Raw genomic sequence first — 21,119 nt, forward strand, 5'->3', positions numbered from 1 at the left:
CTCGGCGGCGGTCCGCTCGACCTTCTCCAGGGTTCGGCCGGCGACGACGACCGACGCACCTTCAGCGGCGGCCGCGAGAGCGATCCCGGCGCCGATACCCTGACCGGCGCCGGTCACGATCACGACCTTGCCATCAAGCCGGCCCATGGTCTCCTCTTTTTCTGACGGGTCGTCAGGTTATCGTTGCGCGCGTGGACCTGCGCGACTCACCCGACGAGCGGCAGTTTCGGGCCGAGCTCCGGGACTGGCTCGCGACGGTGCTGCCGACGCTGCCACCGAAGCCACACGTCACCGACTGGCCCGGCCGTCGCGAGTACGACACCGCCTGGCAGGTGCAGCTCTACGAGGCCGGGTACGCCGGGATCAACTGGCCGAAGGAGTACGGCGGCCGCGGCGCTACCCCCACCGAGCACCTGATCTTCCTCGAGGAGTCCGAGAGGGCGGGCGCCCCCTACGTCGGGGTCAATTTCGTCGGGTTGCTGCACGCCGGCCCCACCCTTATCGCGGAGGCCAGCCCGCAGGTCCAAGAGGCCCACCTCGCGGCAATCCTTCGCGGCGACGAGGTCTGGTGCCAGGGCTTCTCCGAGCCCGGTGCGGGATCGGATCTGGCCTCCCTGCGCACCCGTGCCGTGCGTGACGGCGACGACTACGTCGTGTCGGGACAGAAGATCTGGACCTCGCACGCCGAGGTGGCCGACTTCTGCGAGCTGCTGGTCCGCACCGACTCCGACGCGCCGAAGCACCGGGGCATCTCCTGGCTGATCCTGCCCATCGACAGCCCCGGCGTCGAGGTCCGGCCGTTGCGCACCATCTACGGGTCGGCGGAGTTCAGTGAGGTGTTCCTGGACGAGGTGCGCGTGCCGGTGGCCAACCGAGTCGGCGCCGAGAACGACGGGTGGCGGGTGGCCATGGTCACCTTCAGCTTCGAGCGGGGCACGGCCTTCGTGAGCGAGCTGCTCCAGTCGATCGAGCTGCTCGAGAGCCTCGTCGGCATTGCCCGGTCGACTGGGAACGGGGCCCATCCCTGGGACGACCTCGGGATCAGGCGTGAGCTCGGGCACCTGGCGGCCGACCTCGACGCCCTCTGGTCACTGACCAAGAGGAACGTCTCCCAGGCGTCCCGGACCGGCGTGCCCGGCGTCGGGGGATCGGTGTTCAAGCTGCACTACTCCGAGGTGCGCCACCGGCTCGGCGACCTCGCCCTGCGGATCCTGGACCGGGCGGGGCTCTCGTTCGACGACTTGGCGGGTCCCGGCAGCGGCGAGCAGGTGCACGGTTGGGTCCACGCCATGTCGATCTCCATCGCCGCCGGCACCTCGCAGATCCAGCGCAACATCCTGGGCGAGCGGGTCCTCGGCCTGCCCCGGGAGCGTTGAGGCGCTCATGGACTTCGAGCTCAGCGACGACCAGGAGGCGCTGCAGGGCGCCGTGCGCAGGCTGTGCGCCGGTGTGTACCCGATGGACACTGTCAGGTCACTGGAGGCCCAGGGCGGGGTGGAACGGGCCCTGTGGCGCCGCCTGGCCGACGCCGGCGTGTTCGCCCTGCGTCTCCCGGCGGCCGCTGGCGGCGTCGGCCTGGGCAGCTGCGAGGCCGTCCTCGTGTTCGAGGAGCTCGGCCGGGCCCTCGTGCCCGGACCGCTGCTGTGGACCCATCTGGGGGCCGGGGTGGTCGACGGGGCCGGGTCCGGAGACCAGGTCGTCGGCGGCGTCGAGCGCCGAGCCCAGGACCGTCCGCTGCCCTTGGTGGTCGAGCACCTCGCCGCCCTGGACCGACTGCTGGTGCTGGACGACACCGGGGTGTGGGAAGTCGACCCCACAGCCGTCAAGGGCGAGCTGGTACCACACCCCTTGGACCCGCTGACACCTCTGCACACGGTGGACCAGCTGCCGCCGGGCACCCAGCTGGCCGGGGCCGACACGGCCGCCTCCTGGCGACTGGACGGGACGGCCTTGGCCGCCGCCCTCCTCCTCGGTCTGGCCGAGGCGGTCACCGACATGGCCGTGGCCTATGCCAAGGAGCGCCAGCAGTTCGAGCGACCGATCGGGTCGTTCCAGGCCGTCAAGCACATCCTGGCCGACATGTTGGTGCGGACCGAAGTGGCCCGGGCGGCGGTCTATTCCGCCGGCGTGCACCTCGATGATCCCGGCGTCGGAGACGTCCGGCGCGCCGTCTCCACCGCCAAGCTGATGGCGGGCGAAGCTGCGCTGGTGAATGGCAAGGCGTGCATCCAGGTTCACGGGGGGATGGGCTTCACCTGGGAGGTCGACGCCCACCTGTACCTCAAGCGGGCCCGGGTCCTCGACACGGTGTTCGGCTCGGCCCAGTCTCAGGCCGAAGTGATGGCCGCCCTGATCTGACGCCTCCGATCGTGCTCATGGTCGCCGTCAGCGCGGGCAGTCACGAGATCATTCCTACGGGATCGAGCGACCCGTTCTGGACCTGGTACGCCTCGATCGGCGGCGCGTTGATGTCACCCTGTGGGTTGAACTTCAGCGTTCCGATGACGCCGTCGTACGAGTGGCGCGCCAGGTAGGAGTTGATGGCCTTGCCGGTGGTGTGACCGGCCCGGATGGCCGCCAGGATGAAGTTGGCGGCGTCGTAGCCTTGTGCCGAGTAGGTGCCGGGCGCCGTGCCGGCGGCGCTCTGGTACGCGGTGGCGAAAGCCTGCCCCGCCGGAGTCGAGGGTGTCGGAACACACGAGCAGGTCACATACGAGCCCGCAGCGGCGGGCCCGGCGGCGGCCGCGAAGCCAGGATCGTTGGTGCCGTCGTCGGACACGAAGGTGGCCTTGTTGCCGGCATCGCGCAGTTGCTTCACGAGCGGGCCGGCCTGCTGGTAATAGCCACCGTAGAACACGGCATCGACGTTCCCGGCGTTGATGGCGTTGACCGTCGCCGAGTAGTCGGTCGCCTTGGGGTCGATGTGGTCGCGAACGGCCACCGTCGCACCGCTCCTGGGCAACGTCGACGACACGATGTCAGCGATCCCCTTGCCGTACTCGCTGTTGTCGTCGATGACGGCGACCCTCCTGTCGTTGAGCTTGTTGACGATGTAGCCGGCGGCCGCCGGGCCCTGCGAGTTGTCGTTGCCGACTGCCCGATGCCAGTAGGTCCACCCATGGCTCGCCAGGGTGGGGCTGGTCGCCGACGGCGTCACGTTGACGATCCGGCCCTGCTGGAAGATCGGGTCGGCCACCTTCGACTCGCCGGAGAAGGCGGGCCCGACCAGCGCAACGGTGTGGTCGGTGATCACCTTCTGAGCCAGCTGGGGTGCCTGGGCGGGATCACCCTGGCTGTCGTACTGGACCAGGGCCACCTTCGGCCCCTGCCCCTTGGCGTTGTACTGCTGGACGGCGAGCTTCACGCCGTTGTCGATGCTGATGCCGAGCTGCGGTGAGTTGTTCCCGGTGAGGGCGCCGAAGAACCCGACCTTCACCGCCCCACCACCGCTCCCCGAGCCGGTGGACGAGCTCGACCCGCATGCCGCGGCCACCAGAGTCAGTACGGCGGCGGCTACGAAGAGCCGCCAGCGTGCTCGCATGGGAGGACCCATCGCCATCCTCCTTGATGTCACGATCCCCAGGCTGAGTTCAGCGCGTGCTGTCTACCCCTGCGTGCGGAGCCGAAAACGGCGGCTGGGCCCGGGGCGGGCCAGGTGAGTTGGGGTAGCCCTCAGAAGGGCCAGGGGCCGGTGGTGTGACCCATGGCCCTGACCAGACGATCCTGGTGCAGGAGGACCAGCGCCTTGACCACGAAGTTGCGGGCGAACCATCGAAGCTGGGCGATCTGGAGCCCGCAGTTGCGCATCCGCTCGGCCGGCGTGAGGTCGGCCCTGAGGTAGACGGCGAGCGAGCCGGTGCGACCGGCGTACCGGAACCGTCTGCTGGTGAAGAGGGTCGCCATCAGTGCGAGAGTGACGCCCAGGGACGAGAACGAGTCGTGGATGAGCATGGTGCCCCCGTCCGGCAGGAGGTCGCCGTAGAACACGATGTCCTGCCGGGCGGCCTTGAACCCGTGGGCGCCGTCGATGAAAAGCACGTCGACCGGTCGGGGAACGTCGTCGAGGGCGCGCAACGACTCCTTCGGGATATGGTTGACCTTGTCGGTCAACCCGAAGCGACGCAGGTTGCTGGCGAAGACCTCGGCGTCCTCGGCACCGACCTCCAGGTTGAGCGTGCTCTCCTGCGGCGCCCGGTCCACGCCACTGTGGGGGTCGATCGCCACGATCTCGACGCCCTCGGGCGCAGCCAACGCCAAGGCGATGGTCGATCGACCACGAAAGCTGCCGATCTCCACGATCCGCTGTTTCGGCTCAAGTGGCGAGGCCGAGTGCCACAGCTGATGTGCCTGCTCGTCAGTGAGCCAGCCCTCGACCTGGCTGGCCGCGGAGACGACGTCCTTCGCCCCGCAATGCTCGAGCCGGCATCCGTCCATTGCCGTTCCCATTGCCATCGGGCGGAGACACTAGCTGGTCGCGCCTCCAGGGCCGGTCGGGCTATGGGCCCGGTCCACCGGAGGGAGTGCACGAGCGAGGATCGAAGGGCGCCAGCGGAGTCATCGCCGGGGTGGGGGCGCTCAGCTGGCTGTTGGCCGACGTGCCCGCCGGCGCAGTGGTCGTGTTGGTCGGGGGCGCCGCGGTGGTGGAGGGTCCGGCCGCGGGTGGTGGGGTGGGAGCTGGCGGCGGGTTCACGGTGAAATCCGATCCGGTCGTCAGGCTGACGTCGGCGCCCGGCGGCGTCGGGCCCTGGGCCAGGACGACGGCGCCGGACAGGTTGTGGGCGACCGTCTGCGCCGCGGCCTCGTTGGCCGGGCTGGCGTAGGTCACGAGCGTCTCCGAGAGCGGCCCTTGGTACGTACCGGTGCCGGTGGTGGAGATGTGGAAGCCCAGGGTCTGGAGCTGGGACGCGGCCGTCTCCGCCCGGCTGGCTACGCCCGTCCCGGAGAGGACGGCCACGTTGACCGATGACGGCGGCGGCAGCGCCTTCCCTGTCATGGCGTCGGTGTTCGGCTTCTCGCCCATGAACTGATCGATGACCTGTTGGTCGGCCGGCTGGTTCGGGAGCTCGACGCTGCCGTAGTCGGTGCCCTGGTACACGTACGAGAGGCTGTTGTTCACGCTGACCGGGATGGTGAGCTGGGGCGCGTTGATGGGGTCGATCGTGTGGTACCGCAGCACGAGGTTCACCATGTCGCTGACCGACAAGCCCTCGTCGACCTGGAGGTTCGGGGCGACCGCGGCGACGAGGGCCCGGTCGGTGAACGGGTTGCCGAGGCCGCGCTTGCCGACGGCGCTGGCGAGCACCCGGACGAACTCGTGGTCCCGCCGGATCCGGCTCAGGTCGCTCTCGGGGTCCTGGGGCCAGCTGCGTGGATCGGTGCTCGTGACGCCGGGCGGCTTGTACTGCAGATGGCGGGCCCTCACCACGGCGAGGGCCTGGAAGCCGTTCAGGGTCTGACACCCCGCCGTCGGGATGTCGAGGCTGGCAAGACCGTCGTAGAGCGGCATCGGGAAGTACATCCGGATGCCCCCCAAGGCGTCCACGACGCCGGCGAAGGTGTCGAAGTTGAGCTCCACGTAGTGGTTGATCGGGATCCCGAAGTCGCTCTGGATGGCGCTCACGAGCTGACTCGGACCCTGGTACAGGGCGGTGTCGATCTTGTTGGCCCCGGTGGTCCTGGCGTTGGGCACGAACGTGTCGCGGGGGATTGACAGGATCGACACGCGGTGGGTGTTGGGGTCGAGGTGGAGGATCATGACCACGTCGCTGTTGATCCCGGTGACGCCCTCGGAGCAGAGGCCAAAGGCGGGGTTCTGCTGCTTGAGGGAGCAGCGGTCGGTCGAGCCGACGAGGAGGATGTTCTCGGTGTTCTTGATGACCCCGGCTTTCGGCGCGGCCCCCAGCCCCTTCACCTTCACCCGGTGGATCTCGCCGTTCAGGAACCAGAGATAGCCGAAGAGCGATCCCAGGAGCACGAACAGCGCAATGGCGCCGATGATGATCGTCCGCTTGAGACGGCGCCTGCGACGGCCCGACTCGCGAGTCCGTCGACGCTGAGTACGCGAGGACCCCGTGTCGGTATCATTGAGCGTCTGCAATTGGCGGTCTCCGCCGTCTCACTCCGCCTGTGGCCTCGAGGGGCTGGTCGGTCCGGACCTCGTCCACCTGGCTCCCCCTGGTGCGGCCATACCTGGTGGTTCGGCGTTCCGAGCAGCATACATGAGGACCTGGTTGAAAAGGGCTCGGCCCGTGACGAGGGACGGGATCGTCGGCGATCAGTTTTCAGCAGCGGTCGCCGGGTCCGACCAGGCGGCGGCCGTCACCGCAGGGCCCACATCCCACTCAGCCGGGGTAACATTGGCTGGCTAGGGGGATACCACAGACATGAGTCGACGTGACGATCCGTACGGGGGTGGCGCGGGGCAGGGACCTCGCGTCGACGCCATCAGGCTCTGGGCCGGTGGTGTCGCCGCCGCCTTCGTCGCCGCCGGGATCGTCATCGTGGGCCTGCTGGTCGCGCGCGTCCTCAATGTCCACGTGCTCATCAACACGGGGGGCGGGGCCCTTCTCGACGTGAACACCGGGTGGTACGCCCTCGGGGCGGCGGCGGCCACGCTGGTGGCGACCGCCCTGATGTATCTGCTCCTGCTCAGCGCGCCGCGTCCGGAGCTGCTCTTCAGCGCCATCATGGGCATCGTGACGGCCCTGGCCGTCCTCCTGCCGTTCACGGCGTCCGCCACCCTCGAGTCGCAGGTCACAGTGGCGGCGATCAACCTCGCGGTGGGGGTCACGGTCATCGGCCTCATCTCGGGTTTCGGACAGACCGTGTCGAAGCAGCCACCGTCCGGATCCGGCCAGCCGCCGCAGCGGCCCTACCGGGACCCGTACCAGGATCCCTATCGCGACCAGTATCGGGAACCGCGTCGGGACCCGTACCGGGACACCTACCGGGATCCCTACGGGCGCTAGCCCCCTCGGCGCCTTCGAGGGGGGTCGACGATCGCGTCAGTTCGCCGGCTTCGCCGCCCTGGCGAACAGCCAATTGCGCATGTAGAGGCCGCCGGTCTTGTCGTTGGCAGCCGCATCCATCACCGCCTGGCCCAGTACCGGGCGCGACACCGCCGGGTCGTAGTCGGGTAGCACGGCCAGCGCGAAGATGTCGGTCTGGAGGAAGGCGGCGAGGAAGTCGGGCGTGATGGCGATCGGCACCAACTCCGTCGTGATGTCGTCGAACCCCGCCTGGCGCAGGGCGTCGACGAGGCTTTCCTGTGAGAGCTCCTCGCGCCCCTTGTAGTGCCGTTCCTCAGTCGACTCCCGCTTTGGGGTGGATCGCAGCTGGCGCAGCGCACGCAGCAGCGTCGCCTTGGCCAGTCGATGCTCGTCCTCGCCGCTGGCGTCGCGGTGGAAGGCGGTACTGACCGACATCGTCCCCTTCGGTCGCAGGACCGAGAAGATGTTGGTCGTGGCGCGGGGGAGGTCCTCGAACAGGTGGATGGCGTTGGCCACGATCACGTGATCGACCGAAGCCGGTCGGACGTGCTCGAGGAGGCGCTCGGCCGTGGCCGGCACGTAGCGGGCCCGGTCGCCGAGGGCGGCTCTGGCCGCGGCGAGCTCGGTCTCGTCGGGCTCGACGATGATCAGCTCGGCGGGGTCGCACCGCTCGAGGACGGCCAGGGCCATGGCACCGGTGCCTCCGCCGAGATCCATCACCACCTGCGCGGGTTGGATCCCCGCGAAGCGGACCAGGTGATCGATGCCCGCCTGATAGGCGTGATCGCGGGTGAAGGCCTCGTAGGGAGTGTGAACCGCCCTGTCCATGGCTCCTCTGCCGCATGCTCCCACGAGTCTCGTGGAGGTCCCGACGACCGCAGCGCTCGATGATAGCTAGCCCTGCACCGGAGGGAGCACGCACCGGGGTGCCGTCCCCCGGCCCGCCGGGACCGAACGCCGGGGAGGTCCGCCGAGAGCCGGGCTCAGTCGGTGGCCGCGGGGGTCACCACGAGACAGCCGTTGTGGCCGCCGAACCCGAACGAGTTCGACAGGACGGGGGCTGGTGACCATGGACGCGGTGCCCCGGCCACCACGTCGAGTTGGAGGTCGGGATCGGGGTCCTCGTATCCGGCGGTGGGGGGGATGAGACCCCGCTCGATCGAGAGCGCCACGGCGACGGCCTCGATGGCTCCGGCTGCTCCCATGGCGTGACCGGTGACACCCTTGATCGATGTCAGCGGGGGCCCCGGCGAGCCGAAGACCTTGGCGATCGCCTCGGCCTCGGCGGCGTCGTTCAAGGGGGTCGAGGTGCCATGGGCGTTGATATGGCCGATCTGGCTCGGCACCAGGCCGGCGTCGGCCAGCGCCAGCTCCATGCAGGCGGCCGCCCCGGTGCCTCCCGGAGCGGGCATCGTGATGTGGTGGGCGTCGGCGTTGCTCGCTGCCCCCGTCACCTCACCGTAGATGCGAGCCCCGCGGCTCATAGCCCGCTCGAGGTCCTCGAGGACGACGGCGGCGGAGCCCTCGGCCATGAGGAACCCGTCCCGCCGGGCATCGAACGGCCGGGAGATGCCGATCTGGGAGAGGGCGGTCGTGTTGGTCAGGGCGGCAACAGCGGGGTCGATCATGGCTCCCTCCGCGCCGCCCGCCAGCATGACCTCGCAGCGGCCGCTCGCCACGAGGCGCGCCGCGTTGGCGACGGCGTGGGTCCCCGTCGCACAGGCGGTGGAGATCGTCTCGCACGGGCCCCGCCACCCGGTCCGCATGGACACCAGGGCCGAGCCGGCGTTGAGCATCATCATGGGTACCAGGAAGGGGGAGACACGATCCGAGCCGCGGTCCCGCTCGACGACGAACTGGGTCTCGAGGGTCTCGATGCCCCCCGCGCCGGTACCCATGACGACGCCCGCCCGGTCGGGGTCGACATCGACGGCGCCGGCGTCCTCGACGGCCATGGCCGCCGCCGCCACGGTCAGCTGGCCGAACCGGTCGACCCGGCGGACCTCCTTTGGACCGAGCCACAGGGACGGATCGAAGCCGACGACGCGGCGCTCGCCCGTCGGCGCGGGGCCGCACAGGCCGTCCCAGAAGGCGTCCTTCCCGAGTCCGCAGCAGGAGACGACCCCCAGTCCGGTGATCGCCACCCGTCGGGCGGTCACCTCATGGGCTCCGGCCTCACCCCACACCAATCGCATCAGGGCGCCACCTTAGAGCGGACGGCGGCGTCTCCGGCCCCGTCGCCGCCTCTGACCGAGTCGCGGGGAGGCGGCAGCAGGGGGCAGGTCAGTGCTCGTCCCAGTGGCCGTCGTGGGCCGCGTGCCGGTGCTCGCCATGGACGAAATCGGTGTGGTCGTCGTGGGCGACGGCGGCGTGGCCACAGCCCTCACCGTGGGTATGGTCGTGACTGTCGTGGGTCACGTGGACGGCGGGGACGCACTCGTCCCAGTGCCCGCCGTGGTCCCGGTGGACGTGGCCGTCGTGGAGGTAATCGGTGTGGTCGTCATGAAGGACTGCGACGTGCCCGCAGCTCACGCCGTGGGCGTGCTCGTGACTGCCGTGGGTCTGGTGGTTGTCAGCGGTCATGGGTGATGAACCTCCGTTGTGGGATCTGACTGGGTAGAGCTCCGGTGGCCGGGCTCTGTGCCGTGGGTGATGGCGTCGTGAGCGATGTGGGCGACGTGGTCGTCCGCCAGGGTGTAGACGGTCTCCTTGCCCTGGCGGGCGGCGGTGACCAGTCCGGTGCCGCGCAGCACCCTGAGGTGCTGTGAGGCGAGGGACGGCGAGATGCCGAGGTCGTCGACCAGCTCGTGCACGCACCGAGGGCGCTCGGCCAGCAGCAGGACGATCGCCAGGCGATGAGGCGTGCCGAGGGCCCGGAGCAGATCGCAGCCCTTGGCGAGGGCCGTGTCATCCGGCGCGACGCTGCGAGGCGTCACCGGGCTCGCTGTCATGTCAACAGTTTAGCGATTGTTCAAACGTTTGTCCATGACGGCGGCCCGAGCAGGCCGGGGACCGAGGTCGTCAGCTGGCGACGGGATCGAGGATGACGAGCGGGATCTCCCGGTCGGTGCCCTGCTGGTACTTGTCGTAGTCCGGCCATACCGCAGTGGCTCGAGGCCACCACTCGGCCTTCTCGGCCGGCGTCGCCGTGTGGGCGCTGTAGTCCTTGAGGTCGGGGCCGTCCTGAAGGCTCACGGTCGGACTGGCAACCAGGTTGAGGTACCAGACCGGGTGCTTGGGCGCCCCGCCCATGGAGGCAACTACTGCGTACTGGTCGCCGCGCCGGATCCGCATGAGCGGGTTCTTGCGGATGGCGCCGCTGTGGCGACCGCGTGTCCACAGAACGACGCACGGCTTGCCCTCCAGCTCGGCGCCCTCCTGGCCGCCCGTCCGCTCGTAGGTGTCCACCTGGTCAGCGACGGGCTCCCAGGCGCTCGGCTCGTACTTTCCCTCCAGAGTCATGCGGACCTGTCTACCACCACGACCCGTTCGTCTAGCGCGAGAACGGTGTCTCCGGTGTGGCTTGTCGCTCACCGTCGATCGTGAGGTCGACTCGCTCGTTGAAGAAGCACAGAAGCCCGGCGACGCCCTCCGCCTGAGGGATGGGAGACTCGTAGCTCCACACGATGTCATCGTGCACCTCGCCGCCGACCTCGAGCGACCAGTACGACGCCTGGCCCTTGAACGGGCAGGTCGTCTCGGTGCTGGTGGGCCGGAGCAGCTCGGTGCGCACGTCCTGGCGGGGAAGGTAGTACCGCGTGGGCAAGCCGGTCTCCTCGAGGAGAACCGGGTGCTGCGAGTCGGCGACCGTCTCGCCGCCGACTGCGATCTCGACGTGGAGATCGGCAGGCGTGATCGTGATCTGGTGACCCTGTGTCATGGTTCAGGCAACGGCTCAGAGTCCGCCGGCATTCCGGCGGGCCTCGGGGGACTCAGGATAACCCTTTGGTCATGTCCAGCACGGCAGTCACCGTGCGCCAGTTCCGCACGGTGATCGGGGTGGCGAGGATCCGGTCGAGGCCGTTGAGCACCTTGCTCTGACCGATGCCGTTCGGGGCCCAGATGTAGATCTCGCGGCCCCTGTGGTGGAGCACATCGGGTGGCGACCGGTGCGGATCGAGCGCCGCGATGGCGCGTTGGTCGGGAACGGCCTCCAGGAAGCCGACGTGCAACTGTCTCCCATGGTCGACCCCCGGCTGGAGGAACGGGTTCTTGGCCGCCACCTCGACCATCTGGCTGGCGCTTCGCACGATGACACCGACGTCGAGCCCGAAGGTGTCGCTCACGTGCTGGCGGACGTCGGCTGCGACCCCCTTCTCCTGGAGCCTGCTGCGCAGGACGACGTTGCCGCTCTGCACGTACGTCTGGACGTCACGGTGGCCGCTCGAGGTCAGCACCTGGCGCAGAGTTCCCATGGCAACCCGGTTGCGCCCCGCCAGGTTGATGCCCCGTAGCAGCACGACGTAGGTCGGCACCTCGGCATACTGCCACCTTCCCGGGCACCGTCCCCGGGTGCCACGGGCCGCCCCGCGTGGCCCAGCCGATGATTCCCGGTGCCGGGCGTCGTCGTAGCAGTGTGGCGCAGCGACACCGGGACGCGATGGTCGTGCTCGCCCGCGACGACGTGGAGCTGGCAACCTGGCCGTTTTGGTGGTGGGGTCGCCCGGGCCTCGAAGCCGTGGACGAGCTGGCGCGGCTGCAGCTCGTCGCCACACGCCTGGGCTGCTCGATCCGCCTGCGCACTGCCTGCGACGAGCTTTGCGACCTGCTGGACCTGGTCGGCCTGAGCGACCTCCTGCTCGGAGACATCGGCCGAGTGGCCCGGACGGACGGGGACGCCGAGGGCGGTAACGAGATCGGACCTCCCTAGCCGAGGAACCGAGGTAGCTAACCCGGGTGGAGGCTCGGAGGCCGGGCCTCGGTGGTCGCCGACGGGCGGACCCGAGCCCGCCAGCTGGCGTAGGCGGGGACGAGGGCGACCGACGCCAGCACGACCAGGGACGGCTCGGCCTCGACTCTGAGGCGCGTCTGTCCGTAGGACGCGAAGGTGCTCGCGGTGACGATGACCGCAGGGACGACGAGGGGCCAGACTCCGGCGCGGCGGCGCCACAGGACGACGACGCCCCCGATCGCGAGCGCAAGCAGCGGATAGAAGAAGGCGAGGCCCAATCCCGTCACCCACTGTGGGCGACCCTCGTTCTCGTTCCACTGCAGCATGTCGAGCGGACGGAACAGGCTCCAGTCGCGACCGATACGGGCCGCGCTGACGACGACCAGGCGTTGCAGGTGGCCCTTCATGTAGTGGATGCCCTCGCCCCGGTAGATCCTGGAGACGGTTGACTCGTCGCCCGCAGGCGGGATGCGGGGCAGACAGACGCCCGGTGCGTCGACCACGAGCCCCAGACCGTAACCGTGGTAGGCGGCGTCGCAGTTCGACGCCAGGAGTGTGGCCCCGTCGTTGGTCGAGATGAACGTGGCCGTCTGGAAGCGGCTCAGGTTGTAGGCGACCCAGGGCGCCATCACCAGGCCGGCGGCGACGAGGATCGCCCCGGCTCGGGCCAGACGCCTGCGCATGGTCGCCCGGTGCTTCGGCAGGACGAACCAGACGGCGAGGAGAGGGGCGAGCAGGACCAGCTCCGCCCGGGCGAGTGTGGCCAGTCCGCAGACGGCACCAAGCCCGACAGCGGTCAGGAGACGGGGCCGCCTCGCCAACCGGTACGCCAGCAGCATGGCGATGACAACGGTGAGAGCGGTCAATGTCTCTGACATGATGAGCCCGTCGTTGACCCAGAGGTTCGGGTAGACGGCGGCGATGGCGGCGGCGAGAAGTCCCACCCTGGTGCCGGCGATCTCCCGGCCGAGCAGGCCGACGAGCAGCACCGCGGCCGACCCGAGCACGACCATCGTGAACCGCATGGCGAGGGCGCTGCCACCGGTGGCCCAGGCGACCGGAGTCAGCACCAGGACCGTGAGCGGTGGGTGCACCGCTGTGGGAAGCAGCGGTGTGTTGGGGTGAGTGAGCGCCTGGAACGGGTCGGTGAACCCGTGCCCCGTCGCCACCTGCTGCGCCTCGAGCTGGTAGAAGACGGCGTCGTAGAAGTGCCTGTCGTAGCGGGACACGCCGAGCACGAAGGCGGTGCGCACCCCGAAGGCCACGACCACGATGAGCAGCAGGGCGGTGAAAAATCGTCGGGACCCGTCGGGGACCCGTGCAGCGAGGCTGCCTCGGACCCTCGATGGCAGCCGTCCGGTTCGTGTCGGGCGGACCTGATCGTGTTGGCCAGTGGCGGGAGGAGGCATCGTCTCCGTTCTGCTGGCAGCTGTGGCCCGCACGCCAATACGGGCGGCAGGACCCTATCAACCTGCCCGAGGCCAGGGCTATCCTCTCGCCGTGTACCGTCAGCTCTCAGTGGTGCTGGTCGTGCCAGTGCTCGACGAGGCGGGGAAGATCGGTGAGGTCGTGCGACGTGCGCCCCGCGCGATCGTCGACGAGGTTGTCGTCGTGGACGATGGATCCACGGATGGGTCCCGTGAGGAGGCCGCCGCCGGAGGCGCCAACGTCATCGAGCTGGGCAGCACCCAGGGAGTCGGCGCCGCCCTCCGGATCGGCTTCGAGCACGTCCTGGCGAGCGGCGCGGACGCCGCCGTCGTGGCCGCCGGCAACAACAAGGACGCGCCCGAGGAGATCCCGACGCTGCTCGACCCGATCGCCGATGACCGAGCCGACCTCGTGCAGGGCTCCCGGTTCCTGAGCGCAGGGGCGAGCCTGGGGGACATGCCGGGCTATCGACGGGTCGCCGTGAGGCTCCACTCGCACCTCTTCTCCCGTCTCGCCGGCTGTCGGGTCACCGACTCGACGAACGGCTTCCGGGCCATCCGCACGAGTGTGCTTCGTGACCCGAACCTCGAGCTCGACCGGTCGTGGCTCGATGCCTACGAGCTCGAGCCGTACCTCCTCCTCCGCGCCATCAAGCTGGGCTATCGATTCCTGGAGGCCCCCGTCACCAAGGTCTATCCCGACCGAGCGCTCGGTCAGACGAAGATGCGCCCAGTTGTCGACTGGTGGTCGATCCTCCGGCCGCTGGCGGTCGCTGCCATCGGGGGTGAGCGGCTGTCGCGCCGCTACTATTCGAAGGGATGATCGACATCGGCGTGGTGGGCGCCGGCCATTGGGGACCCAATCTCATTCGCAGCTTCCAGGACCTCCCCGGGAGTCGGGTGGTGTGGGTGATCGATCACGACCGTCGACGCCTCGATGAGGTCCAGGGGCGTTACCCCGGAGTCAGGGTCGGGGACGATCCGGTTGCCGCCCTCCCAGACGTTGACGCCCTCGTGGTGGCCACGCCGGCGACGAGCCATTTCGCGCTCGCCCACCTCGCACTCTCGGCGGGCAAGGACGTATTGATCGAAAAGCCGATGACAATGGGCATCGGCGACGCGGAGGAGCTCTGCCGGCTGGCGCGGTCGTCCGGCAACGTCCTCATGGTGAGCCACCTCTTCCTCTACGCGCGGGCCGTTCAGTGGGTGCGCGACTACCTCTGGGCCGGACAGCTCGGATCCGTCTACCACCTCACCATGGTGCGCAACAATCTCGGCCCGGTCCGGGACGACGCCAACGCCGCCTGGGATCTGGCGGCCCACGACATCTCGATCGCGAACTACTGGCTCAAGGCCGTGCCCATCGCCGTCTCGGCTGTCGGAGGCAAGTGGATCAACCCCTGCGTCGAAGACGCCGTCTTCGTCACCATGCGCTATCCAGACGATGTTCTCGTCAATCTGCACGCCTCCTGGCTCAGCCCCCGCAAGGTGCGGGATATCACGGTGGTCGGGAGCCAACGGATGCTGACCCTCGACGACATGAATCTCACCGAGCCAGTGAGGGTATACGACAAGCGGGTGCTCGATGGGGGCGAACGGAGCAGGGGTGTCGTCGACACCTTCGCTTCCTTCCGGGCCAGCATCCGCGAAGGAGACATCTCCATTCCTCGGATCACCCTGGAGGAGCCGCTCAAGACCGAGTGCATGCACTTCCTCGAATGTGTCGTGAAGCGGACAGAGCCGATCACGAGCGGACGTCAGGGGACGAGCGTCGTCCGAGTCCTGGAGGCGATCGATCGTTCCCTGCAGGACGAGGGCAGAGAAGCGGTGCTCGAGGTGGAACGGGTTGACAGTCCCGCTGGTTGACCTGCGAGCGGAGCACGACGAGATCGCCGACGAGGTTCGTCGAGGATGGGCGCTGGTCATCGATCGCACGGCCTTCATCCTCGGCGAGGAGGGGAAGGCATTCGAGTCCGAGCTCGCCGGCTTCACCGGAGTCCGCCACTGCGTAGCGGTCGCCAACGGCACCGACGCCCTCGAGATCGCCCTGCGCGCGTGCCGTATCGGCCCCGGCGACGAGGTCATCGTTCCCGCCAACTCCTTCGTCGCCAGCGCATTGGCGGTGCTCCGGGCCGGCGCCACCCCCGTCCTCGCCGACGTCGACTCCGAGACACTCCTCGTCGATGCCGAGCACGCGGCTCGACACACCGGACCCCGGACACGGGCCATCATGCCGGTCCATCTGCACGGGCACGTCGCGCCCGTCGCCGAGCTTCGGCGCCTGGCCGACGAGGTGGGCGCCGTTCTCATCGAGGATGCCGCCCAGGCCCACGGGGCGGCGCGGGGCGACACCAGGGTCGGGGCGGCGGGCGCCATGACAGCGATGAGCTTCTACCCGGCGAAGAACCTCGGCGCCTATGGTGACGCCGGCGCCGTGCTCACGGGCTCCGACGAGCTGGCAACGAGTGCCCGCGCCCTGCGCAACTACGGCAGCGAAGCTCGCCACGAGCACGACGAGCAGGGGTTCAACTCCCGTCTCGACGAGCTTCAAGCCGTTGTCCTCCGGGCCAAGCTCCGCCGCCTGACCCGCTGGAACCAGGCCCGGCGGGAGGCCGCCAGCCGGTACGACCTGCTCCTCGCCGACCTCGAGAAGGTGCGGAGACCTTCGGGGGCCGACGTTGACGGCTCCGTCTGGCACCTCTACGTGGTGCGGGTGCCGGACCGTGACAAGGTCCTGGGCCGGCTCAACGAGGCGGGCATCGGCGCTGGCGTCCACTACCGGACGCCCATCCACCTCCAGGGCTTCGCCGGGCCCCTCGGTTACGAGAAGGGTGACTTTCCGGTCGCCGAGGCCGCGTGCGAGGAGATCCTGTCGCTGCCGCTGTTCCCGAGGATCACGCTGGAGCAGCAGGAGCGAGTCGTCGACGAGCTGGATCGCGCCCTGCGATGAGACCGCCGGCCGGCGTGTTCGTGCACGAGCACGCCCTGCTGGAGACCGACGACGTTGGCGCCGGGACCAGGATCTGGGCCTTTGCGCACGTGTTGGGCGGTGCCCGGATCGGTCGAGACTGCAACGTCTGCGACCACGTCTTCATCGAGGACGACGTGTCGATCGGCAACGACGTCACGGTGAAGAACGGGGTGCTCATCTTCGACAGGGTGACGATCGAGGATGAGGTCTTCATCGGCCCCGGCACCGTGTTCACCAACGATCGCCTGCCGCGCGTCACCTCGCCCCGGCAGACTCCCACCCTGCTTCCGACCCTCGTCCGGCGCGGCGCCAGCATCGGTGCGAACGTCACGGTCCTCAGCGATCTGACCGTCGGCGCTCGGGCCTTCGTCGCTGCCGGATCCGTCGTCAGTGGCGACGTCCCACCTCACGGGCTCATGATGGGCAACCCGGCGCGCCGCGTCGGATGGGTCTGCTCCTGCGGGAAGCGACTCCCGCCGTCGCTGCGGTGCGAGTGCGGGCGGGCGTTCACCCTGTCCGGCGAGGTCGAGGGTCCCCTGCCCGCGGCCGGACCCTAGGTTGACAGGTCCGACCGGGCGGCCGTGCAGCCGGATCGTGCTAGCGAGGCGGTATCGGTGGGTTCGCCCTCGGTCGGGTGATCTCGAAGAACCCCGGTTCCTGGGAGAGGATCTGGATGGCGTCCCACAACCGGGCGGCCCCTTCGCCGGTCGGGGCTGGTGCCATCACCGGGCCCTTGAGACCATGTGGCGGGTCGGTCCGCACGACGATCGTCGGCGTCTGGGTCTTGTGCCCGCCGAACTGGTATGCGATGTCCATGGCCTCGACGATCGGGGCGTCCCACTTCTCGTCGTCGGCTGCGGTGAGAACGTCGGCGTCGAGCCCGCAGGCCGCCGCGCAGGCGGACAGGAGCGTGTCATCGCGCGCCGTATCGGAGGCGAAGAACCGAGCGCCCCACTCGGTGTACAGGGCGTCGACGGCCTCCTCGCCGTGTGCCGCCCGCGCCGCCTCGAAGATGCGAAGCATGCGGTGGGACAGGGCGTGGCCGCGAAGGGCAGCCTCGCGCAGGTGCTGGGGGACGGTCGCAGCCACGCCGTAGTCGTCGCGGATCTCGAGACAGTAGGAGGGCCAGCTCAGTGACAGGCCGCGCTCGGGGGCCACCTCCTTGAGCCAGCGACCCGTGATCCATGCCCACGGGCAACTCGGATCCACGTACATCTCGACGTCGGTCATCGCGTCAGACTATCCAGTCACGATCCTGGGACGACCTCGTCAGGCGTCGCTGTCGCCGGGCGAGCCGCCCGCCACCTCGTAGGACCAGAGCTCCGACGAGACCGAGACAGGGCCCCCATGGGGTGAGGGGCGGTCCGCTCCGGCGTGCCCGTGGGCGAAGGCCGGCGAGCTGACCCAGGCCTGGAACGCCCCCTCGTCCCGCCAGGTCGTGACGACGAGCCATTGATGCCGTCCGTCGGTCGGCCGCAGCAGCTGAAAGCCCTCGAAGCCGTCCTGATCATCGACGGCGTGGGCACGGGCGGCGAAGCGCCGGGCGAGCTCGTCGCCGGAGTCCTCGGGGACGGTGATGGCGTTGATCTTGATCACGGTCATGCACCGATTTGATCAGAGTCGGCTCGGGCGAGGGACATCGGGAACTGCCTCACCCGCTCGCCGCGTCAGTCGTCGATCGCCGCGTACGCCCCGGTGAGGAAGTCGAGGGCGATGTCCGGCGGGTTGGGCGAGCTCCAGGCCGCGTTGGTCATCAATACGGCGACCATCTGCTCGGAAGGGTGTCCGGAAGTGGTCATCAGTGAACCTCACGCCTGCTTCAGGCGGCCCCTCAGGGCGCCGAAGCACAGGGCCATGCTGACGACGGCGACCACCGCGATGGCGGCGAGCGCCTGGCCGAGCTCGCTCCACTGCCAGCCCTGCATGGTGAGCGACCGCAAGCCGCCGAGGACGTAGGTGACCGGGTTCCAGGCGGCGACGGTGTTCAACCAGCCGGTGAGCTGCGATCGGGGCACGTACGAGGACGTGAGGAACAGGAACGGGAAGAACAGCAGGAAGGCGCTGTTCACCGCGGCCGGGTTACCCGTCTTGAGTGCGATGGCGTAGCCGAACCCGGCGAACGCCAGACTCCAGAGGGCGGCGAACAGGACGAAGACGACGACACCCAGCGGCCCGGCCTCGAAGTTGACGCCGAGGGCGAAGCCCAGGATGACGATGGGCACGGTGAGGGCGCAGGCCACAGCGACGTCAGCCACCATGTGCCCGAGCAGGATGGAGAGCCGGCGCACGGGTGTCATCAGCAGCCGGTCGAAGTAGCCGTTCTCGACGTCGAGGACGAGCGCTGGCGCCCGGGAGATCCCGGTGACCCCGAGCAGGATGGCCGTCGCCATCATGAAGGCCTTGAAGTCGAAGCCCCCGATGCTCCTCTCGGTCAGGCGCTGCAGCGTCCCGATATTGACCACGAAGAAGAACAGCGCGATGAAGACGGGCGGGATGACCGCCGTCATGTCGCGGGGGATGGCGCGCAATGCCCGCCCGGCGATGGAAATGACGTCACGGGCGAAACCGGCCTGGCGGGGCCGGATCGCGCTGGGCCGGAGCTCGGTCCGCTGGCCGGTCGTGATCACGGTCGCTGTCATTGGGTGACCTCCTCGATCTCCTCGTCGATGCCTTCCTCCGGGCGGATATGGGTACCGGTCAGCTCGAGAAACACGTCGTCCAGCGTCGGGGTGCGCAGCGTCAGGTCCCGGACCTGGATGCCGCCGCCGGCGAGGGCGACGGCGACGGGCCCGATCGTCCCGGCGCCGTTGGTTGCCGTGACGACGACCTCGCTGCCGCTGGCATCGACGGCTTGGACGCCGTCCACACGGGCCAGGGAAGCCAGGGCCGTCCCCGCATCGCCGTCCACACGGGCGACGATCACGTCGTTTCCGACCTTGCGCTTCAGGTCTGCCGGCGGACCCTCGGCAACGAGGCGACCGGCACTCAGGATGCCGACCCGGTCGGCCAGCTCGTCAGCCTCCTCCAGGTACTGGGTCGTCAGGAAGATCGTGACCCCGAGCTGGTTGTTGAGGCGGCGGACCTCCTCCCACACCCGGGCTCGACTCATCGGATCCAGGCCCGTGGTGGGCTCGTCGAGGAAGAGGACCTCCGGGTTGTGCACCAGGGCGGCGGCCAGGTCGAGGCGCCGGCGCATCCCGCCCGAGTACGTGCTGATCGGCCGGGCCAGGGCATCACCGATGTCCACCAGCTCCTTCAGCTCTACCAGCCTCTCCTCGATCTCGCCACGGGTCAGCCCGTAGAGCCGTCCCTGGAGCCGCAGCAGCTCCTCACCGGTCTGGCGCGGGTCGAGGGCGGCCTCCTGGAGCGCCACGCCGATCCGCAGTCGTACCTGCCCCGGCTCGGTGGCGACGTCGTGACCAGCCACCGTCGCCCGGCCGGCCGTCGGCGCCAGCAGCGTGCAGAGCACGCGGACGGTCGTTGACTTGCCGGCGCCGTTGGGGCCGAGGAAGCCGTAGATCTCGCCCTGGCGGATATCGAGGTCCAGCCCGTCGACGGCCGTCACTCCGTCGAACGTGCGGACCAGGCCTTCCGTCGTGATGGCTGGCATGCGGTGTCTCCTTGGATGATCGGAGGTGTCGCCGACGAGGGCATCGTCGTGAACAGTCAGGCTCGTCATGGCCTCATCTTCCGGGTCGAAACCGGCCATCTGATGGCCGGTTTGCAGACGAATTTTCGGATGCCATCGGTCGCCTCCGAGCCGCCGTTCTTGCGGAGGGCGGACGTCGGTGGTGAGACGACGACGCCAACCGAGACTCATCGCTCACCACGACGGGGTTCGGGCGCCGTCGCACCGACTCTGGTTCAGCGCTCGCGGTAGGTGGCGGTGAGCTCTGCCCCCACGCGCGCCAGGCGCTCGCGCAGCTCCTGGGGGTCGAGGACCTCGACGGCGCCGCCGAGCCCGGCGATCTCGCCGGCGAGTGACTCGACGTGATGTCCTCGAAGCTCGATCTCGACCCGACCGTCGGCGGCCGCCGCTCCGATGCGGACGCGGTTGCCGAGGACCCAACGGCACAGCTGGACGGCGTCCGGGCTGGCGAGGGCCCGGGCCCGGACCGGCGTGCGACGCTGCTCGATCTCGTCGGTGATCAGCCGCCATGCCTGGGCCAGCTCGAAGCCGGCCGGACGCACGACGGGCTCACCAGTGGGCTCGACGGCCGTCATGCGGTCGACACGGAACGTCCGCAGCCCCGCGTCGGTGTCCGCCACCAGGTACCACGTCGAGCCCTTGGCGGCCAGGCCGAGCGGATGCACGACCCGAGTGCTCGGTTCGCGGTTGCGGGCAACGTAACCGAGCGTGACCTGCTCGGCCTCGACGACGGCGCGCTGCACGGCATCGAGGAGCGGCGGAGCCGGTCGGGGATTCACGTGATCGTCCCAGCCGCCGGGGTCGACCACCACGGCCGCCGAGGCCGCCTCGGCACCGGACCGCAGCGGCTCGGGGAGGGCGCGCACCAGCTTGCGAAGGGCGGCCTTCACCTGAGGGGTGGCCGAAGCGGTGGACGGCCCCGCGATCAGGAACAGAGCCCGAGCCTCACCGGCGGTGAGGCCGCTCAGGTCGGTGCGCCCGCCGCCGGCCAAGCGCCAGCCGCCGTTGCGACCCTGCTGCGAGTAGATGGGCAGGCCGGCCACACCGAGGGCCTCCAGGTCGCGACGGGCGGTCCGCTCCGAGATCTCCAGCTCCTCGGCGACCTCCGCCGCCGTCAGGTGGCCGCGGGCTTGGAGGAGAAGGAGGATGGCGACGAGCCGGTCGGCGCGCACCGGATCATCTTCTCAGAGAA

General features: G+C 69.5%; 26 protein-coding genes. 8 read left to right on the top strand and 18 right to left on the bottom strand.

Features of this window, described 5'->3' with window-relative positions; all coding sequences use genetic code 11:
- The coding region (locus VGF64_14345) for an SDR family NAD(P)-dependent oxidoreductase (GenBank protein ID HEY1635940.1) at window positions 1–147 on the bottom strand (147 nt) is incomplete at its 3' end.
- 44 nt (window positions 148–191) lie between these two features.
- On the opposite strand from VGF64_14345, the gene VGF64_14350 reads away from it, so the two are divergent.
- A complete protein-coding gene (locus VGF64_14350) occupies window positions 192–1,376 on the top strand; it encodes an acyl-CoA dehydrogenase family protein (GenBank protein ID HEY1635941.1) in 1,185 nt (394 codons plus the stop codon).
- Window positions 1,377–1,383: 7 nt separating this feature from the next.
- Window positions 1,384–2,358, top strand: coding sequence for an acyl-CoA dehydrogenase family protein (locus VGF64_14355; GenBank protein HEY1635942.1), 975 nt, complete (start codon window positions 1,384–1,386; stop codon window positions 2,356–2,358).
- A 40-nt stretch (window positions 2,359–2,398) separates the two neighbouring features.
- Here VGF64_14355 and VGF64_14360 read toward each other — a convergent pair whose 3' ends face one another.
- From VGF64_14360 to VGF64_14370, 3 genes are all read right to left on the bottom strand, one after another.
- Complete coding sequence (locus tag VGF64_14360; protein ID HEY1635943.1) at window positions 2,399–3,553, bottom strand: branched-chain amino acid ABC transporter substrate-binding protein; 1,155 nt, start codon at window positions 3,551–3,553, stop codon at window positions 2,399–2,401.
- 119 nt (window positions 3,554–3,672) lie between these two features.
- The gene (locus VGF64_14365) at window positions 3,673–4,452 is read right to left on the bottom strand and encodes a class I SAM-dependent methyltransferase (GenBank protein ID HEY1635944.1); all 780 of its coding nucleotides are present in this window, start codon (window positions 4,450–4,452) and stop codon (window positions 3,673–3,675) included.
- 43 nt (window positions 4,453–4,495) lie between these two features.
- Window positions 4,496–6,097 carry an LCP family protein gene (locus VGF64_14370; protein HEY1635945.1) on the bottom strand — a complete coding sequence of 534 codons (1,602 nt, stop codon included), beginning with the start codon at window positions 6,095–6,097 and terminating at the stop codon, window positions 4,496–4,498.
- 286 nt (window positions 6,098–6,383) lie between these two features.
- Here VGF64_14370 and VGF64_14375 point away from each other — a divergent pair, with 286 nt between their 5' ends.
- Window positions 6,384–6,968, top strand: coding sequence for a DUF6069 family protein (locus tag VGF64_14375; protein ID HEY1635946.1), 585 nt, complete (start codon window positions 6,384–6,386; stop codon window positions 6,966–6,968).
- A 36-nt stretch (window positions 6,969–7,004) separates the two neighbouring features.
- Here VGF64_14375 and VGF64_14380 read toward each other — a convergent pair whose 3' ends face one another.
- From VGF64_14380 to VGF64_14410, 7 genes are all read right to left on the bottom strand, one after another.
- On the bottom strand, window positions 7,005–7,817 hold the full coding sequence (locus tag VGF64_14380) for a methyltransferase domain-containing protein (GenBank protein HEY1635947.1): 813 nt from the start codon (window positions 7,815–7,817) through the stop codon (window positions 7,005–7,007).
- A 155-nt stretch (window positions 7,818–7,972) separates the two neighbouring features.
- Window positions 7,973–9,184, bottom strand: coding sequence for a beta-ketoacyl-[acyl-carrier-protein] synthase family protein (locus VGF64_14385; GenBank protein ID HEY1635948.1), 1,212 nt, complete (start codon window positions 9,182–9,184; stop codon window positions 7,973–7,975).
- 88 nt (window positions 9,185–9,272) lie between these two features.
- On the bottom strand, window positions 9,273–9,572 hold the full coding sequence (locus tag VGF64_14390) for a hypothetical protein (GenBank protein HEY1635949.1): 300 nt from the start codon (window positions 9,570–9,572) through the stop codon (window positions 9,273–9,275).
- Window positions 9,569–9,940 carry a metalloregulator ArsR/SmtB family transcription factor gene (locus VGF64_14395; GenBank protein HEY1635950.1) on the bottom strand — a complete coding sequence of 124 codons (372 nt, stop codon included), beginning with the start codon at window positions 9,938–9,940 and terminating at the stop codon, window positions 9,569–9,571. Before VGF64_14395 ends, VGF64_14390 begins: the two co-directional genes overlap by 4 nt.
- Before the next feature lie 70 nt (window positions 9,941–10,010).
- Complete coding sequence (locus tag VGF64_14400; GenBank protein ID HEY1635951.1) at window positions 10,011–10,451, bottom strand: nitroreductase family deazaflavin-dependent oxidoreductase; 441 nt, start codon at window positions 10,449–10,451, stop codon at window positions 10,011–10,013.
- Between the two features lie 31 nt (window positions 10,452–10,482).
- Window positions 10,483–10,869: a DUF427 domain-containing protein gene (locus VGF64_14405; protein ID HEY1635952.1), complete on the bottom strand. Its 387-nt coding sequence runs from the start codon at window positions 10,867–10,869 to the stop codon at window positions 10,483–10,485.
- Window positions 10,870–10,921: 52 nt separating this feature from the next.
- A complete protein-coding gene (locus VGF64_14410) occupies window positions 10,922–11,464 on the bottom strand; it encodes a DUF1697 domain-containing protein (GenBank protein HEY1635953.1) in 543 nt (180 codons plus the stop codon).
- 125 nt (window positions 11,465–11,589) lie between these two features.
- Between VGF64_14410 and VGF64_14415 the strand changes: the two genes are divergently transcribed.
- Entirely contained in the window at window positions 11,590–11,859 is a 270-nt protein-coding gene (locus VGF64_14415; protein ID HEY1635954.1) for a hypothetical protein, read from the top strand.
- Window positions 11,860–11,876: 17 nt separating this feature from the next.
- On the opposite strand, the gene VGF64_14420 is transcribed toward VGF64_14415, so the two are convergent.
- Window positions 11,877–13,289 carry a glycosyltransferase family 39 protein gene (locus VGF64_14420; GenBank protein ID HEY1635955.1) on the bottom strand — a complete coding sequence of 471 codons (1,413 nt, stop codon included), beginning with the start codon at window positions 13,287–13,289 and terminating at the stop codon, window positions 11,877–11,879.
- 91 nt (window positions 13,290–13,380) lie between these two features.
- Between VGF64_14420 and VGF64_14425 the strand changes: the two genes are divergently transcribed.
- The 4 genes from VGF64_14425 to VGF64_14440 are packed head-to-tail and all read left to right on the top strand — an operon-like array spanning window position 13,381 to window position 16,835.
- The gene (locus VGF64_14425; GenBank protein ID HEY1635956.1) at window positions 13,381–14,130 is read left to right on the top strand and encodes a glycosyltransferase family 2 protein; all 750 of its coding nucleotides are present in this window, start codon (window positions 13,381–13,383) and stop codon (window positions 14,128–14,130) included.
- Window positions 14,127–15,173, top strand: a complete 1,047-nt coding sequence (locus tag VGF64_14430) for a Gfo/Idh/MocA family oxidoreductase (protein HEY1635957.1) — start codon at window positions 14,127–14,129, stop codon at window positions 15,171–15,173. The genes VGF64_14425 and VGF64_14430 overlap by 4 nt, the downstream gene beginning before the upstream one ends.
- Window positions 15,154–16,257, top strand: coding sequence for a DegT/DnrJ/EryC1/StrS family aminotransferase (locus VGF64_14435; protein HEY1635958.1), 1,104 nt, complete (start codon window positions 15,154–15,156; stop codon window positions 16,255–16,257). Before VGF64_14430 ends, VGF64_14435 begins: the two co-directional genes overlap by 20 nt.
- Entirely contained in the window at window positions 16,254–16,835 is a 582-nt protein-coding gene (locus tag VGF64_14440) for an acyltransferase (protein ID HEY1635959.1), read from the top strand. The genes VGF64_14435 and VGF64_14440 overlap by 4 nt, the downstream gene beginning before the upstream one ends.
- A gap of 40 nt (window positions 16,836–16,875) precedes the next feature.
- Here the strand turns inward: VGF64_14440 and VGF64_14445 are convergent, their stop codons facing one another.
- From VGF64_14445 to VGF64_14470, 6 genes are all read right to left on the bottom strand, one after another.
- Window positions 16,876–17,508, bottom strand: coding sequence for a hypothetical protein (locus tag VGF64_14445; protein ID HEY1635960.1), 633 nt, complete (start codon window positions 17,506–17,508; stop codon window positions 16,876–16,878).
- 39 nt (window positions 17,509–17,547) lie between these two features.
- Entirely contained in the window at window positions 17,548–17,880 is a 333-nt protein-coding gene (locus tag VGF64_14450; GenBank protein ID HEY1635961.1) for an antibiotic biosynthesis monooxygenase family protein, read from the bottom strand.
- 65 nt (window positions 17,881–17,945) lie between these two features.
- On the bottom strand, window positions 17,946–18,077 hold the full coding sequence (locus VGF64_14455; GenBank protein HEY1635962.1) for a hypothetical protein: 132 nt from the start codon (window positions 18,075–18,077) through the stop codon (window positions 17,946–17,948).
- Between the two features lie 9 nt (window positions 18,078–18,086).
- Entirely contained in the window at window positions 18,087–18,917 is an 831-nt protein-coding gene (locus VGF64_14460) for an ABC transporter permease (protein ID HEY1635963.1), read from the bottom strand.
- Complete coding sequence (locus VGF64_14465; GenBank protein ID HEY1635964.1) at window positions 18,914–19,888, bottom strand: ATP-binding cassette domain-containing protein; 975 nt, start codon at window positions 19,886–19,888, stop codon at window positions 18,914–18,916. The genes VGF64_14460 and VGF64_14465 overlap by 4 nt, the downstream gene beginning before the upstream one ends.
- Before the next feature lie 254 nt (window positions 19,889–20,142).
- Window positions 20,143–21,099 carry a YafY family protein gene (locus tag VGF64_14470; GenBank protein HEY1635965.1) on the bottom strand — a complete coding sequence of 319 codons (957 nt, stop codon included), beginning with the start codon at window positions 21,097–21,099 and terminating at the stop codon, window positions 20,143–20,145.
- Between the last annotated feature and the right edge of the window lie 20 nt (window positions 21,100–21,119).

Source organism: Acidimicrobiales bacterium, from assembly GCA_036491125.1.
In the GTDB taxonomy this organism is placed as follows: domain Bacteria; phylum Actinomycetota; class Acidimicrobiia; order Acidimicrobiales; family AC-9; genus AC-9.